Raw genomic sequence first — 17303 nt, 5'->3', positions numbered from 1 at the left:
CCCCGGCACCCCGCGCCCCGGCCCCGGGCCTCCCGTCAGGCGGTCCAGGCGGCCGGGTGCCGCCGCTGCCAGCGCAACCGGCGCTCGAGCTGCGCGCCGATCGCGAGCAGGACGCGCTCGCCTCCGTAGCGCCCGATCAGCTGCACGCCCATCGGCAGCCCGCCACCGTCGGGGTGGTCGTCGTCGGTCACGCCGACCGGCAGGGTGATCGCGGGGAGCCCGGACACGTTCGCCATCGACGTCCACGGCGAGTAGGCGCACTGGCGGCGGAAGTCCTCGTCGGGGTCGTCGCCGTACCAGCCGAGGGGCCGCGGCGTCATCGCGAGGGTCGGCGTGAGCACCGCGTCGAACCGGTCGAACGCGCCGATGAGCGTCGTCGAGAAGGTATCGAGCGTCGACATCGCCTCGAGGACCTGCGTGCCGGACAGCGCCCGTCCGCGCGCCACGAGCCACGCCACGAGCGGGGTCAGCGCCGACAGGTCGATCCCGGGCACCTGCGGCAGTCGGGCGGCCGAGCTCTCCCACGCCACCCGGAACGCCTCGGCGTACGGCACGCGGGGCATCCGGACGTCCTCGACGCCGTGCCCGACCTCGCCGAGCACCCGCACGGCGGTCTCCACGGCGGCCCGTGCAGCGGGGTCGACGACCACGTCGACGGTGTCGTCCCACGGCGAGCCGTCGAGCACCCCGACGACGAACCGGCCCTCGCCGCGGACGGCCGCCGCGGTGAACGGCCCCTCGCCGACGTCGGGGGTGACGAGCGCGTAGGGCGACGGCTCCGGCAGCCCGGTCGGCGCGACCAGCGCGTCGAGCAGCATGCCCGCGTCGGCGACGGACCGGGTGAGCGGCCCTGCCACGGACAGGCCGCCGACGCCGGAGCGGCCGGGCATCGACGGCACGCGGCCGCGGCTCGGCTTCAGGCCGACGAGCCCGGTTGCCGCGGCGGGGATCCGCACCGATCCGCCGCCGTCCGACCCGACCGCGGCGGGCACGAGTCCGGCGGCGACGGCGACGGCCGCACCGCTCGACGACCCGCCCGGCGCGCGCGTGGTGTCGTAGGGGTTCCGCGTCACGCCGAGCCGGGTCTCGGACGACGAGGACATGCCGAACTCCGGTGACGCGGTCTTGCCGAGGCTGACGGTGCCGGCCGCGTCGAGCGCGGCGACGAGCGGGTGGTCAGCCGACGCGGGACGCTCCGGCAGACTCGCGGTGCCGTTCCGCGTGGGGACGCCGGCGCGGTCGTACAGGTCCTTGTCGGCGGACGGGAGGCCCCACAACGGTCTCGACGTCGGTACCAGGTGGCCGAGGCGATCGGCTCGGGCCCGGGCAGCGTCCGCGGTGACCGTCACGAAGGCACCGAGTCCGGCGTCCAGGCGTTCCACGCGGGCCAGGTAGTGCTCGGTGACCTCGAGGGCGGTCGCCTCGCCCCGGCGGATCCAGTCCCAGAGTTCCTGTGCGGAGAGGTGGTGGAGTTCGAACACGGCTCCGAGCCTAGGCGGCGGTGGCCCGTATCCTTCGACGGTGGACACCACTCTCCCCTCCGGCACGACGAAGCGCCGGATCGAACTCCGGCTCGTCCGGCCCCTGTTCGCCTGGTTCGCCCGGCCGACCGTCACCGTCGACGGGGTGGGGCACCCGGCCCAGTGGGGCACCGGCACGTGGGCGGTGCCGGACGACGGCGACACGGTGATCGGCGTGTACCTGTTCAACCGAGCGTGGCGGTTCGGGGCGGCCTCGGTGTCGGTCGGCGGCGCGACGGCGCTCGAGTACCGGGGCGGGCTGCTGCCGGTGGGTACGGGCCGGCTGGTGCCCCGGGGCTGAGGGTCGCGCCGGGCCGGGCAGGGTCTGCCCGGGCGGCTACTCGAACATCTCGGCGAGGAGCGCGTGCGGGTCACCGTCGACCACGTGCGCGGATCGTCGCTCCGGCCAGTGCGTCGTGGCGTCGTCCGGCCAGCACGGCACGACGTGGAGGTGCAGGTGCGGCACGCTCTGGCCGGCGTCTGCACCCGATGCCTGCAGCACGACGGTCCCGGTTGCACCGAGCGCACCCTTCATCGCACGGGCGACGCGCTGCGCCAGTGCCGTGGTGGCGGCGAGCGCCGTGGGTCCTGCACTGAGCAGGTCGGCGGTGTGCTCGACCGGCACGACCAGGGTGTGGCCCGGAGTGAGCGCCGAGTCGGGCAGGGGTGCGAAGGCGACGGCGTGCTCCTCGCGTTCGACCCACACGGCGGGTTCGTCACCGGCGATCACGGCACAGAAGACGCAGGAGTCCATCGGCCCAGTCTGCTGCACGTGGGGTGCCCGCTCCGCGTGGGACGATGGGCGCATGACCGCCACGCTCGTCGCCAAGGGCCTGTCCGGCGGGTACGCCGCTCGCACGCTGTTCGACTCCCTCGACCTGACGGTGGCGCCCGGTGACGTGATCGGGGTCGTCGGCGTGAACGGTGCCGGCAAGTCCACGCTGCTCCGGCTGCTGGCCGGGGTCGACGAGCCGCTGGCCGGTACGGTGTCCCTGGCACCGACGGACGCGTTCGTGGGGTGGCTCCCCCAGGAGCACGAGCGCATCGCTGGCGAGACCGTCGCGGCGTACCTCGGGCGGCGGACCGGCTGCACCGAAGCGACCGTGGCGATGGACACAGCGGCGGCGGCGCTCGGGGACCCCGACGCCGGCGACGCAGCGGCCGACCGGTACTCGGCGGCGCTCGACCGCTGGCTCGCCGCGGGGGCCGCCGACCTGGAGGACCGGATCCCGGCGGTGCTCGCCGACCTCGGCCTCGAACCCGGCACCGGCGTCTCCGGTGCGGACGGCGTCGGCCCGGACTCCCTGATGACCGCGCTGTCCGGTGGGCAGGTCGCCCGCGTCGGGCTCGCCGCGCTGCTGCTGTCGCGGTTCGACATCGTCCTGCTCGACGAGCCGACCAACGACCTCGACCTGGACGGCCTCGACCGGCTCGAGGCGTTCGTGCGCGGGCTGCGCGGCGGGGTGGTGCTCGTCAGCCACGACCGTGAGTTCCTGGCGCGCTCGGTGACCTCCGTGCTCGAACTCGACCTGGCGCAGTCGTCGAACCGGCTGTTCGGCGGCGGGTACGACTCGTTCCTCGAGGAGCGCGAGATCGCCCGGCAGCACAAGCGTGACGCGTACGACGAGTTCGCGTCGACGAAGGCCGACCTGGTCTCGCGGGCACGGACGCAGCGCGAGTGGTCGAGCCAGGGTGTCCGGAACGCCATGAAGAAGAGCCCGGACAACGACAAGATCCGCCGTCGCGCCGCCTCGGAGTCGAGCGAGAAGCAGGCGCAGAAGGTCCGGCAGATGGAGTCCCGCATCGCCCGGCTCGACGAGGTCGAGGAGCCGCGCAAGGAGTGGCAGCTCGAGTTCACGATCGGCAACGCACCCCGGTCGTCGGCCGTCGTCGCGACGCTGTCGGATGCCACGTTCACCCAGGGTGACTTCACCCTCGGCCCGGTCTCGCTGCAGGTCGACGGCGGTGACCGGATCGGCATCACCGGCCCGAACGGCGCCGGCAAGTCCACCCTGCTGCGGGCGCTGCTCGGCAAACAGGCGCCGACGACGGGCACGGCCTCGCTCGGGTCCAGCGTCGCGGTCGGCGAGGTCGACCAGGCGCGGGCGGCGTTCACCGGTGACCAGCCCCTGGCAGCGGCGTTCGAGGCGATCGTCCCCGAGTACACGACCGCCGACGTCCGGACGCTGCTCGCGAAGTTCGGGCTGAAGGCGGACCACGTCGGCCGACCGGCCTCGGCGCTCTCCCCCGGCGAGCGCACCCGGGCCGGACTCGCGCTGCTGCAGGCCCGCGGGGTGAACGTGCTCGTCCTCGACGAACCGACCAACCACCTGGACCTCACCGCGATCGAGCAGCTCGAGCAGGCGCTGGAGTCCTACGACGGGACCCTACTGCTCGTCACACACGACCGGCGCATGCTGGAGACCGTCCGACTCGACCGGCAGTGGCGGGTCGAGGGCGGCACCGTCACCGAACGCTGACGGATCCACCGAGGGGGAAGCACCATGCGACGCAACACCTGGATCGCGACGACCGCCGGGGTGGTGGTGCTCGCCGTCGCCGCCGTCGTCGTGGGCGTGACCCTCGGGGCGCCGGCACCGGAGCCGACCCGTGCGGCCCGGGCCACGACGACACCGACCCCGAGCGCCACACCGACCGCGTCCCCGAGGCCGACGCTCGCGGCCGTCCCCGCTGCACCGTCCGACGCGACCCTGGCCGCGCTGCCGTTGGCGTTCCACGACGCCGTCGTGCCGCAGTTGCTCGACGGCGGGGACGTGGAGCCCGAGGACACGTGGCAGATCGCGACCCCGCGCACGCAGCTCGTCGCCCTGTACGCGAGCCCGTCGAGCCACGCCCGGCCGGTGGCGACCCTGTCCCACCTGGTGTCGACGATCAACCGACCCGCGGCGACCGCGGTGTGGGGTCGCTCCCCCGGCCGGGACGGCGGGATGCTCCTGGTGTCGACGCCGTCCCGCAACCGCACCCCCGGTGACGGCGGCGACCCGGACGCCCCGAGCGCGACGTTCGCCTGGGCCCGGGCCGCCGACTTCACCGTGACGCGCACCGACCGGATGATCACGGTCGACGTCGCGGCGAGCACGGTGTCCGTCGTCACCCGGTCGGGCAAGGTCACGGCAACCGAGGCCGCCCGGCTCGGGACGCCGGAGGACCCCACACCGGCCGACACCGCCACCTACGTCGAGGCGGCGTACGTCGACACCCGCGTCGCGTACACGCAGGGCAACCCGATCATCCTGACCGGGGCGCACTCGTCCCGGATCCCGTCGTACGGCGGCAACGCGGCACTGACCGCGTTGCACTACTACCCGGATCCGACGGGCAGTTCGCACGGCTGCGTCCGGATCTCGGCGGAGATGACGAAGACGCTCGCGGCGCTGCCCGTCGGCACCCCGATCCGGTTCAGCTGAGCCCGGGTCAGCTGAGACCGGGTCAGTGGAAGGGGCAGCGGCCCCGGACCTCGCCACCCGATGCCGGCTTCGTCGGCAGCCGCCGGCGGTCGACCTGGAGCCCGTCGTCGAGGATCGTCAGCCGCGGGTCGCTCAGCACCGAGACCGCGGCCGCGAGTGCGGCGATCGCGACCTTCTCGCCGGGGCACCGGTGCCCCGTGGCGACGTCGGCACCGCCGTGCGGGACGAACGTCGTGATGGACTCGAAATCGTCCACGCCGAGGAACCGCGACGGGTCGAACTCGCCGGCACGCTCCCACGAGCGCTCGTCGGTGTCGGTCCCGGTGATGTCGAGCACCACCTGCCCGCCGGCGGGCAGGTGTTCGCCGTCCAGCTCGACGTCCGTGGTGGCCCAGGCGGGCAGCATCGGCACGAACGGCGCGGTCCGGCGGATCTCCTGCGCGAAGGCGACGGCGAGCGGGCCGTCGACGCGCGGCCCGTCAGCGGCGTCGGCCGCCGCGCTCTCGGCGGCGATCCGTTCCCGCCACTCCGGCCGGTCGTGCAACTCCTTCGCCGCGAACGCCACGAACCGGGCCACCGCGATGGCCGGCCGGATGCTGTTCTGCAGTTCGATGCCGGCCAGCCGCGCCGGCAGCAGCGCCCCGGAGGGGTCCCGGTGCCACGCCCACTCGTGCAGGGCGGTGTGTGGCTCGGGGGTCAACCGGCCACCGCGCACGGCCTCGACCAGCCGCCGGGCGTGCCGGTCCGACCAGTGCCGGTTCAGGACGGCCTGCAGGTACTCCGGTGAGTAGGGCACCCCGAAGCCGTCGACGACCTGGGCGAGCCGCGCCGCCCAGCGGGTCTTCGCCGCCGGCGTCCCCGGCAGCCCGGCCCACCGCATGACGGCGCGGCCGATCGCGCCGACGGCCGCGTCGTACGCCGACCGGGTGCCACCGGTCAGCCACGCGTCGCGTTCGGTCGCCCATTCGTGGGTCAGCAGGGGTGCGAGGCGCCGGACCTGCTCGTCCTCGTACGCGACGTCGACGAAGGTGGCCTTGCGGTGGTGGTGCTCCGCCCCGTCGAGGCTGTGCACCGAGCCGACGCCGAACAGCGTCCGCTGCACGATGGCCGGCATCGCGCCGTGGCGTGCCGTGCGGTCGCCGTCGTAGAACAGCGCGACGCCATCGGCACCGCGCACGAGCAGCGCCGGACGTCCGAGCAGTCGGAAGCCCACCGCCCGCGCCCCCGGGCGGGTCCGGCGCCACAGGTGGGCGCCGAACCCGTAGCCGCGGGTCAGGAGCGAGAGGGAGTCGTCGATCGCCATGCGGCCATGCTGCCGAGCACTGCCCGATCAGGCTCTCGGGATCCGGACCAGCCCGAGCCGCGCCACGACCTCGGCGCTCTCCTCTTCCGGGGTGCGGTCGGCGGCGATCGTCAGGTGGGCCTCGTCGGACTGCGGCGGCTCGAGCGTGGCGAGCTGCGACTGCAGCAGCGACGTCGGCATGAAGTGCCCGGAACGCTGCGACATCCGCTCCTCGATGAGCGCACCGTCACCGGCCACGTGCACGAACACCACCCCGGGGGCCCGCAGCACGTCGCGGTACGAGCGTTTCAGGGCCGAGCAGGTCACGACGCCGTTCGTCCCGGCGTCCAGGTGTCCGCGGATCCAGCCGGCGACGACGTCGAGCCACGGCCAGCGGTCCTCGTCGGTGAGCGGGGTGCCGGCGTGCATCTTGTCGACGTTCGCCGGCGGGTGCATCGCGTCGCCCTCGGCGAACTCCCACCCGACCTGCTCCGCCACCATGGCGGCGACGGTCGACTTGCCGGACCCGGAGACCCCCATCACGACGAGGACGCGGGCGTCCAGCCCGGCGTCGGCCGCACCGGCAGCAGCAACTCCTCCTGCGCCGCTCATCGGATGAACACCCCGGCCAGCAGGACCCCGAGGAGACCGAACACCGAGATGAGGCACTCGAGCACCGTCCACGTCTTGAACGTCTGCCCCACCGTGGTGCCGAGGTACCCCTTCACCAGCCAGAACCCGGCATCGTTCACGTGCGACAGGAACACCGAGCCGGCACCGATCGCGAGCACGAGCAGCGACGTCATCGGCGTCGACAGGTCGGCGGCGATCGGCGCCATGATGCCGGCGGCGGTCACGGTGGCGACCGTGGCCGACCCGGTCGCCACGCGGACCAGGGCCGAGACGACCCAGGCGACGAGCAGCACCGAGACGCCGGAGTCCTTGACGGCGTCGGCGATCACGCCGCCGATCCCGGTGTCGATGAGCACCTGCTTGAAGCCACCGCCGGCACCGACGATGAGCAGCACCCCGGCGATCGGGGGCAGCGCGCTCTCGAGCGACTTCGACACCGCCGAGCGGTCCATCCCGCCGCCGATCGCGAAGAAGACCATCGCGTAGACGGCCGCGATGCCGATGGCGATCATCGGCGAGCCGAGGAAGTCGAGCAGGCTCACCCACGAGCCGGCGGCGTCGGGGGCGGTGGCCTCACGGATCGCCTGGGCGAGCATGAGCACGACCGGCAGCAGGATGCCGATCAGGGCGACGGTGAACGACGGGCTGCGCGGCTCGCTGATGACGCGCGTGAAGTCGCTCTTGCCGTTGGGCAGGGACGCGGTGTCCTGCGTGGCGGGGCCGCGCCGCGCCTCCCGTCCGGGGTGTGCCGGGTCGTCGGCGAAGGCGGCGGACCCGGAACCCGACCCCGAACCCGGCCCGGCGGTGGCGACCGCCCCACGCGATCCGAACATGTCGGGGACGGGGATGTCGACCCAGCGGGCCGCGAACCGGGCGAAGAGCGGCCCGGCCAGGATGATCACCGGGATCGCCAGCACGATGCCGAAGGCGAGCGTGGTGCCGAGGTTCGCACCGACGGTGGAGATCGCGACGAGCGGGCCGGGGTGCGGCGGGACGAACGCGTGCATCGTCGACAGGCCGACCAGCGCGGGGACGGCGATCTTCATGATCGGCACCTCGCTCCGCTTCGCGACCAGCACGATGATCGGGATGAGCAGGACGAGCCCGACCTCGAAGAACATCGGCAGCCCGATGAGCGCCCCGATCAGGGCCATCGTCCACGGCAGCGCCGCCTTCGACGACTTCCGCACCAGGGTGTCCACGACGCGGTCCGCTGCGCCGGAGTCGACGAGCATCTTGCCGAACATCGCCCCGAGCCCGACGAGGATGCCGACGCTCGTCATGGTCGCGCCGAAGCCGTCACCGAAGCTGGTGACCGCCTTGTCGGGAGCGAGCCCCGCGCCGATGCCGACGCCGAGCGCGCCGATCGTGAGCGCGATGAACGGGTGCACCTTCAGCCAGGTGATGAGCGCGATGATCACCACGATGCCGGCGAGTGCCGCGATGATCAGCTGCGGGATCGAACCGGACGGGTCGACCGTCTCGGTGGTGCCACCCGCGGCGAGCAGGTGGTCCGGGAGAGCGTGAGGCATCAGCGCCCCTTCCTGGAGTCGCTGCTGCGCGGCTCCGTCGCCTTCGTGTCGAGGGTGGACTGGCGCGTCGAACGCCGACCCTCAATAATCTGATTAATCAGACTATACGACGTCGTCCCGCGCGCCAACCGCCCGTCCCCGGAGTCTGCCGCTTCGATGGGACCGGCGTCACGACGACCGCGTGACCCGTACTGCACGGAGGAAACGATGCCCACCGCACGCGGACTGCACGCCCACGTGCTCGACACCCTGGGCCAGCGGATCGTCGACGGCGACCTGCCCACGGGTTCCGTCGTGCGACCCGAGCTGGTCGCCGACGAGTTCGGGGTGTCCCGCTCGGTCGTCCGCGAGGCCCTGCGCGTCCTGCAGTCCCTCGGCCTGGTCGAGCCCCGGCAGCGGGTCGGCACGCTCGTCCGCGACATCACCGCGTGGGAGCTGCTCGCCCCCACCGTGATCCGGTGGCGCGGTACTTCACCGGCGTACTTCGTGCAGCAGCGGGAGCTCGTGGAGCTCCGGCTCGGCGTCGAACCGGTCGCGGCGTCCCTGACCGCCGGCTCCGCGGGCGCGGACGCCGTGCTCGCCGCCGCCGAGGACATGCTCGACGCCTGCGGACGCGAGGACAGCCGCGCCTACCTGGAGGCCGACGTCCGCTTCCACCGTGCACTGCTCACCGGGTCGGGGAACGCCGTGTTCGCGCACTTCGCCGGCACGGTCGAGGCGCTCCTGCGCACCCGCACGTCGGAGTCGCGGGACCCCATCACGCGCTGGACGCGCGAGGCGGCACTCCGGCACCAGGCGGTCGGGCGCGCAGCGGTCGACGGTGACGCGGACGCCGCCGCGGCGGCGGCCACCGCGCTGCTCCGCGTGACGCGCGACGAGTTCATCACCGAGGCGCCGGCGGGCTGACGCGACCGGGCGACGGCCTGGAGGCGCGTGCCGGGCCCGCCACGGGCCTCCCGTCCGCCCCGCGGCCGCGTCTCGAGCGTGACGCGCGTCGACCGCGTCGGCTCCGTCAGCGTCGTCGCGCGAACAGCCGCGGGCCGCGCAGGCGGAGCCGCATCGTGACCGTGCCGAGCCAGCGGTCGTACTTGTAGCCGACCTTGCCCATCCGGCCGACTTCCTCGAAGCCGAGCCGCTCGTGCAGCCGGATCGACGCCTCGGCCTGCCGGTCCGCGATGACCGCGACGACCTCGCGCACGCCGGCCGACCGGCACTCGTCGAGCAGCGCCTCCATCAGCGCGCGGCCGAGCCCCTTGCCACCGGACGCGGCGCCGAGGTAGATCGAGTCCTCGACGACGTGGTTCGAGCGGTCCCGCGGGTTCCACGCGTCGACCAGGGCGTACCCGAGGATCTGCCCGGCGGGGTTCTCCGCCACGAGGAACGGCAGGCGGCGCTTCCGGATGTCGTCGTAGCGCTTCTTCCACGCGGCGTACGTGAACGCCGCCGGGTCGAAGGTCACCGACGAGTTGCGGACGTAGTGCGTGTGGATCTCGCGCACGTGGGGCAGGTCCCCCACCTCGGCCGCACGGATGCGGTACTCGAAGGCCGTCTCGGTCGCCGCCGGGGCACGCAGGTGTCGCGGCAGGACCCGCCGTCGCTGGTATTCCTCCTCGAGCACGTGCCGAGCCTACTGAGCGGGCAGCGTCCAGTCGACGGGCGGTGCGCCCTGCGACTCGAGCAGCGCGTTCACCTGCGAGAACGGGCGGCTGCCGAAGAACCCGCGCGACGCACTGAGCGGGCTCGGGTGGGCCGACGCGACGACCGGGGTGTCGCCGAGGAGCGGTCGCACCGAACCGGCCTGGGCACCCCAGAGCACGGCGACGAGCGGGGTGCCACGGGCGACCAGCGCGCGGACGGCCTGGTCGGTCACAGCCTCCCAACCCTTGCCGCGGTGGCTGCCGGCCTCGCCCGCCTGCACGGTGAGCACCCGGTTGAGCAGCAGGACGCCCTGGTCGGACCACGCCCGCAGGTCACCGTGCGGCGGGGGCGTCACGCCGAGGTCGTCGGCGAGCTCGCGGTAGATGTTCGCCAGGCTCCGCGGCACCGGACGGACGGCCGGGTCGACGGCGAAGGACAGACCGATCGGGTGGCCGGGCGTCGGGTACGGGTCCTGCCCGACGACCAGCACCTTGACGGCGTCGAACGGGCTCGTGAACGCGCGCAGGACGTCGCCGCCGGCGGGCAGGTAGTGACGGCCCGCGGCGGTCTCGTCCCGCAGCCACGCGCCGATCCGGTGCACGTCGGGTTCGACGGGTGCGAGGGCATCGGCCCAGCCGGGGTCGACCAGGTCGGCGAGCGGCCGTGGTTCCACGTCGGCTACGCGCCCATGGTGGCGACGGCCACCGACTCCTCGCCGGCCATCACGCGCCAGACGCTGCCGGTCCCGCGGACCTCGAGCGCGCCCTCGCCGACGACGAGCGTGGTGTCCTCGTCGATCGCGAGTCCGGCGGTGACGAACTCGGCTTCGGCGCTGGCGATGAGCCGCGCGAGCGTGCCGGCCTGCACCGCGTGCACGTCGATGGTCAGGTCGACCAGGCCGAGGCCCTCGCGGAGCTCGACCTCGTCCAGCCCCTCGGACGCCACCTCGGGGCAGATCTCGACGCCGCCGATGCGCCAGCCGCCCACCAGGGCACGGTCGGCGGCGATCATCGCACCGGCCGAGTAGCCGAGGTAGGGCAGCCCGTCGGAGACGAGCAGCCGGAGCTGGTCGACGAGCGGGGCGATCGCCGCCAGGTAGTCGGGGGTGACGCCGCCACCGATCACCAGGGCGTCGACGTCGCTCAGGACGGTGGTGTCGAAGACCTGACCGGCCGCGACCTCGGTGACGAGCACCTCGGCCGTGCGCGGGCCGCCGAGGACCTCGGCGATGTCGGCCGTCGACGACGGGCTGCCACCGTCCGGGCCCGCCACGGAGAGCAGGGCGATGCGCGGGACGCTCCGGCCGACCGCTGCCGAACGGGCGGTCGCCTCGGCGAGGAACGGCGCTGCGGCGTCCGAGGCGGCGAAGAGACCGCCGCCGACCAGGTGGATGCTCACGACTCGGCCGTCACGGGGGCGAGGGCGCTCCACGGGAACGTGATCCAGCCGTCGACCCGGCGCCACACGTGGTCGGGCTCGAGGACGGTGCCGGGCTTCGAGTACAGGCAGGCGCTCCGGACGTCGGCACCCGCGTTCCGGATGATGTCGACCACCAGGCGCAGGGTGCGGCCGGAGTCCGACACGTCGTCGACGACGAGGACCCGCTTGCCGGCCAGGCTCGGGGCGTCGAGGGCGGGGGCGAGCACGACCGGCTCCTCCAGCCGCTGCTCGACGTCGGTGTAGAACTCGACGTTGATCGAGCCGCACTCCTTGGTGCCGAGGGCGTACGCCACGGCGCCGGCGATGATCAGTCCGCCGCGGGCGACGGCGACGACGACCTCGGGCTCGAAGCCGCTGGACAGGACGTCCTTGGCGAGCAGGCGTGCGGCGTCACCGAACTCGAGCCAGCCGAGTACCTCGGGCCCGCTCGTCACGGTCACGGTGGACGGAGCCGCGGGCTCGGGTTCGCTGCTGATCGGCATCCGACCACGGTACCGGCAGGGAGCCCGCGCCCGCGACCCGCGGCAGCAGCCCGGGCGCTGCGCGGGTCGGCTCAGCGGGGCGTCAGCGGGCCGCGCGCCAGCTTGTGCTGCGCCGACTGCGCCACCGGCCGGATCGTCACGAGGTCGAGGTTCACGTGTGCCGGCAGCTCCACGGCGTGCACGATCGCCTCGGCGACGTCATCGGCCACGAGCGGCTCCGGCACGTCGTCGTACACCGCGGCGGCCTTCTGCTCGTCCCCGCGGAACCGGGTGAGCGCGAACTCGTCGGTCTTCACCATGCCCGGCGCGATCTCGACGACCCGGATCGGCTCGCCGTTCAGTTCGAGCCGGAGCGCGCCGACCAGGGCGTGCTCGGCGAACTTCGCGGCGTTGTAGCCGCCACCGTTCTCGTACGCGACGAACCCGGCGGTGCTGGTCACCGTGACGATGTCGGCGCTCCCGGACGCGCGAGCGCGGTCGCGCAGGTGCGGCAGCAGCGCGGAGACGACCCGCTTCGTGCCGATCACGTTGACCTCGAACATGGCGCGCCAGTCGTCGACGTCGGACTCCTCGACGCTCGCCGAACCGAACGCCCCACCCGCGTTGTTCACGAGCACGTCGGCGCCGCCGAGGTCCGCGACCCGCGCGGCCAGCGCCGCCACGTCGTCGGCGTCCGTGATGTCGGCGACCAGGGTGTCGGCCCCGGTCTCCGCGGCGAGCGCCTCGAGCTTCGCGGCGCGGCGGGCCACGGCGAGCACGTCCCAGCCCCGCGACCGGAACAGCCGGACGGTGGCCGCCCCGATGCCCGAGCTCGCTCCGGTGACGACTGCGCGCCGTGCTGCCATGTGATCTGCCTCCTGCGTCGGTGACCGGGCGTGTGGTTGCCCGGTCCGCCCACCGTACCGAGCGGGACGCTTCCGGCACCGCACCGGGCCGTCCAGATCACGATCCGGTAACGTGACCGGCGATGACGACGGATGCCGCCCCTCCCGCCCCCTCGGCCCCGGCGACGCAGCTCGAGCCCGGTCGAGCCCCGCGCCGGATCCCGATGTGGGACACCGCGCGGTTCGTCGCGGTCACGCTCGTGGTCATCGGCCACGCGATCCAGCGGCAGACGCCGGCGAGCGAGCACGCCCTGGCGCTCTACACGTTCATCTACGCGTTCCACATGCCGGCGTTCGGTGTGATCAGCGGCTACTTCTCGTCGGCCGACACCCCGACGGCGAGGCGGATGCGCCGGACGATCACGGACATCGTCGTGCCGTACATCATCATGCAGACGATCTGGACCGTGGTGCAGGGCATCGTCGAGGGCGGCAAGGACTTCAACCCGACGAAACCGACGTGGACCCTGTGGTTCCTGCTGGCCCTGGGCATATTCAAGCTGATCCTGCCGTACCTGGCGCAGCTGCGGTGGCCGCTGTTCTGGGCGGTCGTGTTCAGCATCGGCGTCGGCTACTTCGACAACGTCGACTCCACGCTCTCGCTGTCCCGCGCGATCAGCCTGCTGCCGTTCTTCCTGCTCGGGTGGCAGGTCAAGCAGTGGGGCGTCTTCGACCGCTGGTACGAGGCGTCCCGCCGCACGGTCGTCCGGGTGCGGATCGCCGCCGTCGTGGTGTTCGCGGCGTGGGCGGTGTCGTGCGCGGTCTGGATCCCGCAGTTCAAGGAGTTCGACCTGCACCACTGGTTCTTCTACGACGACTCCTACTCGGGGCTCGGCGAGGACGCCTGGTGGGCGGGTGCGGTGCGCTTCGGCCTGATGCTGCTCGCGACCCTGCTGACGGCGTCGTTCCTGGTGCTCATCCCCCGTCGGAACATCTGGATCACCCGGTTCGGCGCGGCGACGATGTACGTCTACCTGCTCCACACGTTCGTGCTCTACCCGATCCGGGAGTCCGGCGTCCTGGCCGGCGAGCACTCGGCATGGCCGTTCGTGCTCCTCATGGTCGTCATCGCGTGCGCCGTCAGCCTCTTCCTGGCGCAGCCCTTCGTGCGGCGCGGGATGCGGTGGCTGCTCGAGCCGAAGGTCGACTGGCTGTTCCGCCGCGACGCGGCGTAGCGGTGCCACCTCGCACCGTGCGCGTTCCTCCGGCCGGTGCGAGCTTGCCCGTTCCGTGCGGCGCGGCAGCGCCGCACCGAACCACCGACCTCGCACCGTCCGACGGAACCTCGCACCGTGCGCGTTCCTCCGGCCGGTGCGGGCTTGCCCGTTCGGTGCGGCGCGGCAGTGCCGCACCGAACCACCGACCTCGCACCGTCCGACGGTGACAGCACGGTGCGGACGGACGGACGGCCGGGCGGGAGGCGCGGGGCGGGACCGGCGCGCGCGTTACGTCCCGAGGCGGGTGCGGTGGTGCGGGCCCGGCCACCTGCGTACCGTGACACCGACGCACAGCCGCGCCGCGCCTCCAGGCCGAGCGCAGGGCGACCCGACGACCAGCCGCACCGGACAGGAGCACCAAGATGACCGAGCACGACGCCGCGCAGTGGCAGTTCGAGACCACCCAGGTCCACGCCGGCGCACAGCCGGACCCGACCACCGGGGCTCGAGCGACGCCGATCTACAAGACGACCTCGTACGTCTTCGCGAACTCGGACGAAGCGCGCGACCTGTTCGCGCTCGCCAAGCCGGGCAACATCTACTCCCGGATCATGAACCCGACGAACGACGTCGTCGAGCAGCGGATCGCCGCGCTCGAGGGCGGGTCCGGGGCCCTGCTCGTCGCGTCCGGCCAGGCTGCCGAGACCTACGCGGTGCTGAACATCGCCGGGGCGGGTGACCACATCGTGTCGTCGTCGTCGATCTACGGCGGCACGTACAACCTGTTCAAGTACACGCTGGCGAAGCTCGGCATCGAGACGACGTTCGTCGAGGACCAGGACGACCTCGAGGAGTGGCGCCGCGCGGTCCGACCGAACACGAAGCTGTTCTTCGCCGAGACCATCGGCAACCCGAAGATCAACGTCCTCGACATCACGGGCGTCAGCGACGTCGCCCACGAGTCCGGCGTCCCGCTGATCGTCGACAACACGATCGCGACGCCGTACCTGATCCGTCCGTTCGAGCACGGTGCCGACATCGTGGTGCACTCGGCCACGAAGTTCCTCGGTGGCCACGGCACGGTCATCGGCGGGATCATCGTCGACGGCGGGAAGTTCGCCTGGTCGGAGCACGCCGACCGGTTCCCGGAGTTCAACACGCCCGACCCGTCGTACCACGGTGCGGTCTTCGCCGAGGCGGTCGGCAACGAGCTCGCCTACATCGTGAAGGCCCGGGTGCAGCTGCTGCGTGACCTCGGTGCGTCGAACTCGGCGGACACGGCGTTCGCGCTGCTGCAGGGCATCGAGACCCTGTCGCTCCGCATCGAGCGGCACGTGTCGAACGCGCAGGAGATCGCGGAGTGGCTCGACCAGCACCCCGACGTCGCCACCGTCGCCTACGCCGGGCTGCCGACGTCGCCCTGGTACGCGGCCGCGAACCGGTACGCGCCGAAGGGCGTCGGTGCCGTGCTGTCGTTCGAGCTCAAGGGCGGGGTGACCGCGGGCAAGGCGTTCGTCGACAACCTGCAGCTGTTCTCGCACCTGGCCAACATCGGCGACGTCCGCTCGCTCGTCATCCACCCGGCGTCGACCACGCACTCGCAGCTGACCCCCGAGCAGCAGCTGACGACCGGGGTCACGCCCGGCCTGGTGCGGCTGTCGGTCGGCATCGAGAACATCGCCGACCTGAAGGCCGACCTCGAGGCCGGGCTCGCCGCGGCCCGGGCGATCGCGCAGGAGAGCCAGCGCGCGTAGGTCCCGCGCGGCCTGCCTGCCTGCCTGGCTGGCTGGCTGGCTGGCTGCCGATGCGCGTGCATGTTGCGACGTCCCACGTGTCGATCGACGCGTGGGACGTCGCTCGTTGCACACGCATCCGGTACGTGCGCATGGTGCGACGATCCACCAGTCGAACAACGCGCACGATGTCGGAACATGCGCGCGCACGGAACGGCGAGCACGGCCCGAAGGCCGGCCACGCGCCGGGCGTGACGTAACACGGCGGCGGCGACCCGCGCCTCCCGGCAGACTGGACGCACGATGGACTGGCAGACGACCCCCGAGGACTCCGTGCCGTCCACCCTGGTGCCCGGCACCGAACTCGGCACCCTCGGCAAGCCGCCCGTGACCGGTGCCTGGCGTCCCGGTGACCACCCGGGGGCACGCCACTTCGAGTCGCTCGGCGAGCAGTGGGTGCGCGGCGGCCGCCTGCCGTCCGTGCGCGTGGCGTACGAGACGTGGGGCACGCTCAACGCCGCCCGCGACAACGCGGTGCTCGTCCTGCACGCACTGACCGGGGACTCGCACGTCACGGGTGCCGCCGGCCCGGGCCACCGCACCGCCGGCTGGTGGGGCGACGTCGTCGGACCCGGCCGGGCGATCGACACCGACCGGTGGTTCGTCATCGCGCCGAACATGCTCGGCGGCTGCCAGGGCACCACCGGGCCGTCGTCGGTGTCGCCGTCGGGCGCGGAGTGGGGCTCGCGGTTCCCGTTCGTGACGGTGCGCGACCAGGTCGAGGTGCAGGCGCAGCTCGCCGACCGGCTCGGCATCGAGACCTTCGCGGCGGTCGTCGGCGGGTCGATGGGCGGCATGCACGCCCTCGAGTTCGCGGTCTCGCACCCCGCGCGCGTGCGGCGGCTGGCGGTCCTCGCGTCGACGGCGCAGACCACCGCCGACCAGATCGCGGCGAACTCGCTGCAGCGGGCGGCGATCCAGATGGACCCGGCGTTCGCGGGCGGCGACTACTACGAGGCCGACGTCGGCGAGGGCCCGCACCGCGGACTCTCGCTGGCCCGGCGGATGGCGCTGATGACCTACCGGGCGTCGGACGAGCTGAACAGCCGCTTTGCGCGGTCCTGGCAGAGCGACGTCTCCCCGCTCGGCGACGACGGCCGGTTCTCGGTGGAGAGCTACCTCGACTTCCACGGCAACAAGTTCACCCGGCGGTTCGACGCCTCGAGCTACGTGACGCTGACGTACGCGATGGACTCGCACGACGTCGGCGCCGGGCGCGGCGGGGTGTCGGCGGCACTCGGGCTCGTGACCGCGCGGACCCTGGTCGTGGGGATCTCGAGCGACCGGCTGTTCCCCGTCGAGGACCAGCACCGGATCGCCGCGGGCGTGCCGGACGCGCTCGACGGGGACTCCGCAGCGGTGATCGACAGCGAGTTCGGACACGACGGGTTCCTCATCGAGCACGAGCAGGTCGGGGCGCACCTGCGGCGGTTGCTCGACTCCTGAGCGGGCCTGCCTGCCACCACGGCGCGCCGAAGACCCCCCAACGGGTGGCGCGCGTGGAATGATGGCGT

General features: G+C 73.1%; 17 protein-coding genes. 7 read left to right on the top strand and 10 right to left on the bottom strand.

All coding sequences use genetic code 11. From position 1 onward, the window contains the following. Positions 1 to 35: 35 nt before the first annotated feature. Positions 36 to 1481: an amidase gene (locus DEJ05_RS14995; RefSeq protein WP_111110846.1), complete on the bottom strand. Its 1446-nt coding sequence runs from the start codon at positions 1479 to 1481 to the stop codon at positions 36 to 38. 40 nt (positions 1482 to 1521) lie between these two features. Here DEJ05_RS14995 and DEJ05_RS14990 point away from each other — a divergent pair, with 40 nt between their 5' ends. Further along, positions 1522 to 1821, top strand: a complete 300-nt coding sequence (locus DEJ05_RS14990; protein WP_111110844.1) for a hypothetical protein — start codon at positions 1522 to 1524, stop codon at positions 1819 to 1821. Positions 1822 to 1857: 36 nt separating this feature from the next. Here DEJ05_RS14990 and DEJ05_RS14985 read toward each other — a convergent pair whose 3' ends face one another. Continuing rightward, entirely contained in the window at positions 1858 to 2274 is a 417-nt protein-coding gene (locus DEJ05_RS14985; protein WP_111110842.1) for an HIT family protein, read from the bottom strand. A gap of 52 nt (positions 2275 to 2326) precedes the next feature. Between DEJ05_RS14985 and DEJ05_RS14980 the strand changes: the two genes are divergently transcribed. Next, positions 2327 to 4000, top strand: a complete 1674-nt coding sequence (locus DEJ05_RS14980; RefSeq protein WP_111110840.1) for an ABC-F family ATP-binding cassette domain-containing protein — start codon at positions 2327 to 2329, stop codon at positions 3998 to 4000. A 24-nt stretch (positions 4001 to 4024) separates the two neighbouring features. Further along, positions 4025 to 4948, top strand: coding sequence for a L,D-transpeptidase (locus tag DEJ05_RS14975; RefSeq protein WP_111110838.1), 924 nt, complete (start codon positions 4025 to 4027; stop codon positions 4946 to 4948). Between the two features lie 22 nt (positions 4949 to 4970). Here the strand turns inward: DEJ05_RS14975 and DEJ05_RS14970 are convergent, their stop codons facing one another. The 3 genes from DEJ05_RS14970 to DEJ05_RS14960 are packed head-to-tail and all read right to left on the bottom strand — an operon-like array spanning position 4971 to position 8395. Continuing rightward, on the bottom strand, positions 4971 to 6251 hold the full coding sequence (locus DEJ05_RS14970) for a cytochrome P450 (RefSeq protein ID WP_111110836.1): 1281 nt from the start codon (positions 6249 to 6251) through the stop codon (positions 4971 to 4973). Between the two features lie 27 nt (positions 6252 to 6278). Next, on the bottom strand, positions 6279 to 6842 hold the full coding sequence (locus DEJ05_RS14965; protein WP_110864025.1) for a gluconokinase: 564 nt from the start codon (positions 6840 to 6842) through the stop codon (positions 6279 to 6281). Then, positions 6839 to 8395, bottom strand: a complete 1557-nt coding sequence (locus DEJ05_RS14960) for a GntP family permease (protein WP_111110834.1) — start codon at positions 8393 to 8395, stop codon at positions 6839 to 6841. The genes DEJ05_RS14965 and DEJ05_RS14960 overlap by 4 nt, the downstream gene beginning before the upstream one ends. A gap of 207 nt (positions 8396 to 8602) precedes the next feature. On the opposite strand from DEJ05_RS14960, the gene DEJ05_RS14955 reads away from it, so the two are divergent. Further along, entirely contained in the window at positions 8603 to 9301 is a 699-nt protein-coding gene (locus DEJ05_RS14955) for a FadR/GntR family transcriptional regulator (RefSeq protein ID WP_181440739.1), read from the top strand. 106 nt (positions 9302 to 9407) lie between these two features. On the opposite strand, the gene DEJ05_RS14950 is transcribed toward DEJ05_RS14955, so the two are convergent. The 5 genes from DEJ05_RS14950 to DEJ05_RS14930 form a co-directional block, all read right to left on the bottom strand. Continuing rightward, a complete protein-coding gene (locus DEJ05_RS14950) occupies positions 9408 to 10013 on the bottom strand; it encodes a GNAT family N-acetyltransferase (protein ID WP_027465815.1) in 606 nt (201 codons plus the stop codon). 9 nt (positions 10014 to 10022) lie between these two features. Next, positions 10023 to 10706, bottom strand: a complete 684-nt coding sequence (locus DEJ05_RS14945; protein ID WP_111110830.1) for a uracil-DNA glycosylase — start codon at positions 10704 to 10706, stop codon at positions 10023 to 10025. Between the two features lie 5 nt (positions 10707 to 10711). Further along, positions 10712 to 11431, bottom strand: a complete 720-nt coding sequence (locus DEJ05_RS14940) for a Type 1 glutamine amidotransferase-like domain-containing protein (protein WP_111110828.1) — start codon at positions 11429 to 11431, stop codon at positions 10712 to 10714. Then, positions 11428 to 11955 (bottom strand): phosphoribosyltransferase, encoded by a 528-nt coding sequence (locus DEJ05_RS14935; protein WP_051596753.1) that lies wholly within the window; start codon positions 11953 to 11955, stop codon positions 11428 to 11430. The genes DEJ05_RS14940 and DEJ05_RS14935 overlap by 4 nt, the downstream gene beginning before the upstream one ends. 71 nt (positions 11956 to 12026) lie before the next feature. Beyond that, entirely contained in the window at positions 12027 to 12800 is a 774-nt protein-coding gene (locus tag DEJ05_RS14930) for an SDR family oxidoreductase (protein ID WP_111110826.1), read from the bottom strand. Between the two features lie 122 nt (positions 12801 to 12922). On the opposite strand from DEJ05_RS14930, the gene DEJ05_RS14925 reads away from it, so the two are divergent. The 3 genes from DEJ05_RS14925 (at position 12923) to DEJ05_RS14915 (ending at position 17235) form a co-directional block, all read left to right on the top strand. Next, a complete protein-coding gene (locus DEJ05_RS14925; protein WP_111103420.1) occupies positions 12923 to 14014 on the top strand; it encodes an acyltransferase family protein in 1092 nt (363 codons plus the stop codon). 404 nt (positions 14015 to 14418) lie between these two features. After that, a complete protein-coding gene (locus tag DEJ05_RS14920) occupies positions 14419 to 15750 on the top strand; it encodes a bifunctional o-acetylhomoserine/o-acetylserine sulfhydrylase (RefSeq protein WP_111029199.1) in 1332 nt (443 codons plus the stop codon). Positions 15751 to 16032: 282 nt separating this feature from the next. Beyond that, positions 16033 to 17235, top strand: coding sequence for a homoserine O-acetyltransferase (locus DEJ05_RS14915; protein ID WP_111110824.1), 1203 nt, complete (start codon positions 16033 to 16035; stop codon positions 17233 to 17235). Positions 17236 to 17303 lie beyond the last annotated feature (68 nt).

Source organism: Curtobacterium sp. MCLR17_045 (assembly GCF_003234405.1).
Taxonomy (GTDB): Bacteria; Actinomycetota; Actinomycetes; order Actinomycetales; family Microbacteriaceae; genus Curtobacterium; species Curtobacterium flaccumfaciens.
The sequence above is the reverse complement of the archived record's forward strand: the minus strand, read 5'-3'. Positions and strand labels throughout refer to the sequence as shown.

Coding starts and splice junctions, on each gene's coding strand:
- DEJ05_RS14985 (WP_111110842.1), bottom strand. CDS start 2,274: ATGGACTCCTGCGTCTTCTGTGCCGTGATCGCCGGTGACGAACCCGCC.
- DEJ05_RS14980 (WP_111110840.1), top strand. CDS start 2,327: ATGACCGCCACGCTCGTCGCCAAGGGCCTGTCCGGCGGGTACGCCGCT.
- DEJ05_RS14975 (WP_111110838.1), top strand. CDS start 4,025: ATGCGACGCAACACCTGGATCGCGACGACCGCCGGGGTGGTGGTGCTC.
- DEJ05_RS14970 (WP_111110836.1), bottom strand. CDS start 6,251: ATGGCGATCGACGACTCCCTCTCGCTCCTGACCCGCGGCTACGGGTTC.
- DEJ05_RS14965 (WP_110864025.1), bottom strand. CDS start 6,842: ATGAGCGGCGCAGGAGGAGTTGCTGCTGCCGGTGCGGCCGACGCCGGG.
- DEJ05_RS14960 (WP_111110834.1), bottom strand. CDS start 8,395: ATGCCTCACGCTCTCCCGGACCACCTGCTCGCCGCGGGTGGCACCACC.
- DEJ05_RS14955 (WP_181440739.1), top strand. CDS start 8,603: ATGCCCACCGCACGCGGACTGCACGCCCACGTGCTCGACACCCTGGGC.
- DEJ05_RS14935 (WP_051596753.1), bottom strand. CDS start 11,955: ATGCCGATCAGCAGCGAACCCGAGCCCGCGGCTCCGTCCACCGTGACC.
- DEJ05_RS14930 (WP_111110826.1), bottom strand. CDS start 12,800: ATGGCAGCACGGCGCGCAGTCGTCACCGGAGCGAGCTCGGGCATCGGG.
- DEJ05_RS14925 (WP_111103420.1), top strand. CDS start 12,923: ATGACGACGGATGCCGCCCCTCCCGCCCCCTCGGCCCCGGCGACGCAG.
- DEJ05_RS14920 (WP_111029199.1), top strand. CDS start 14,419: ATGACCGAGCACGACGCCGCGCAGTGGCAGTTCGAGACCACCCAGGTC.
- DEJ05_RS14915 (WP_111110824.1), top strand. CDS start 16,033: ATGGACTGGCAGACGACCCCCGAGGACTCCGTGCCGTCCACCCTGGTG.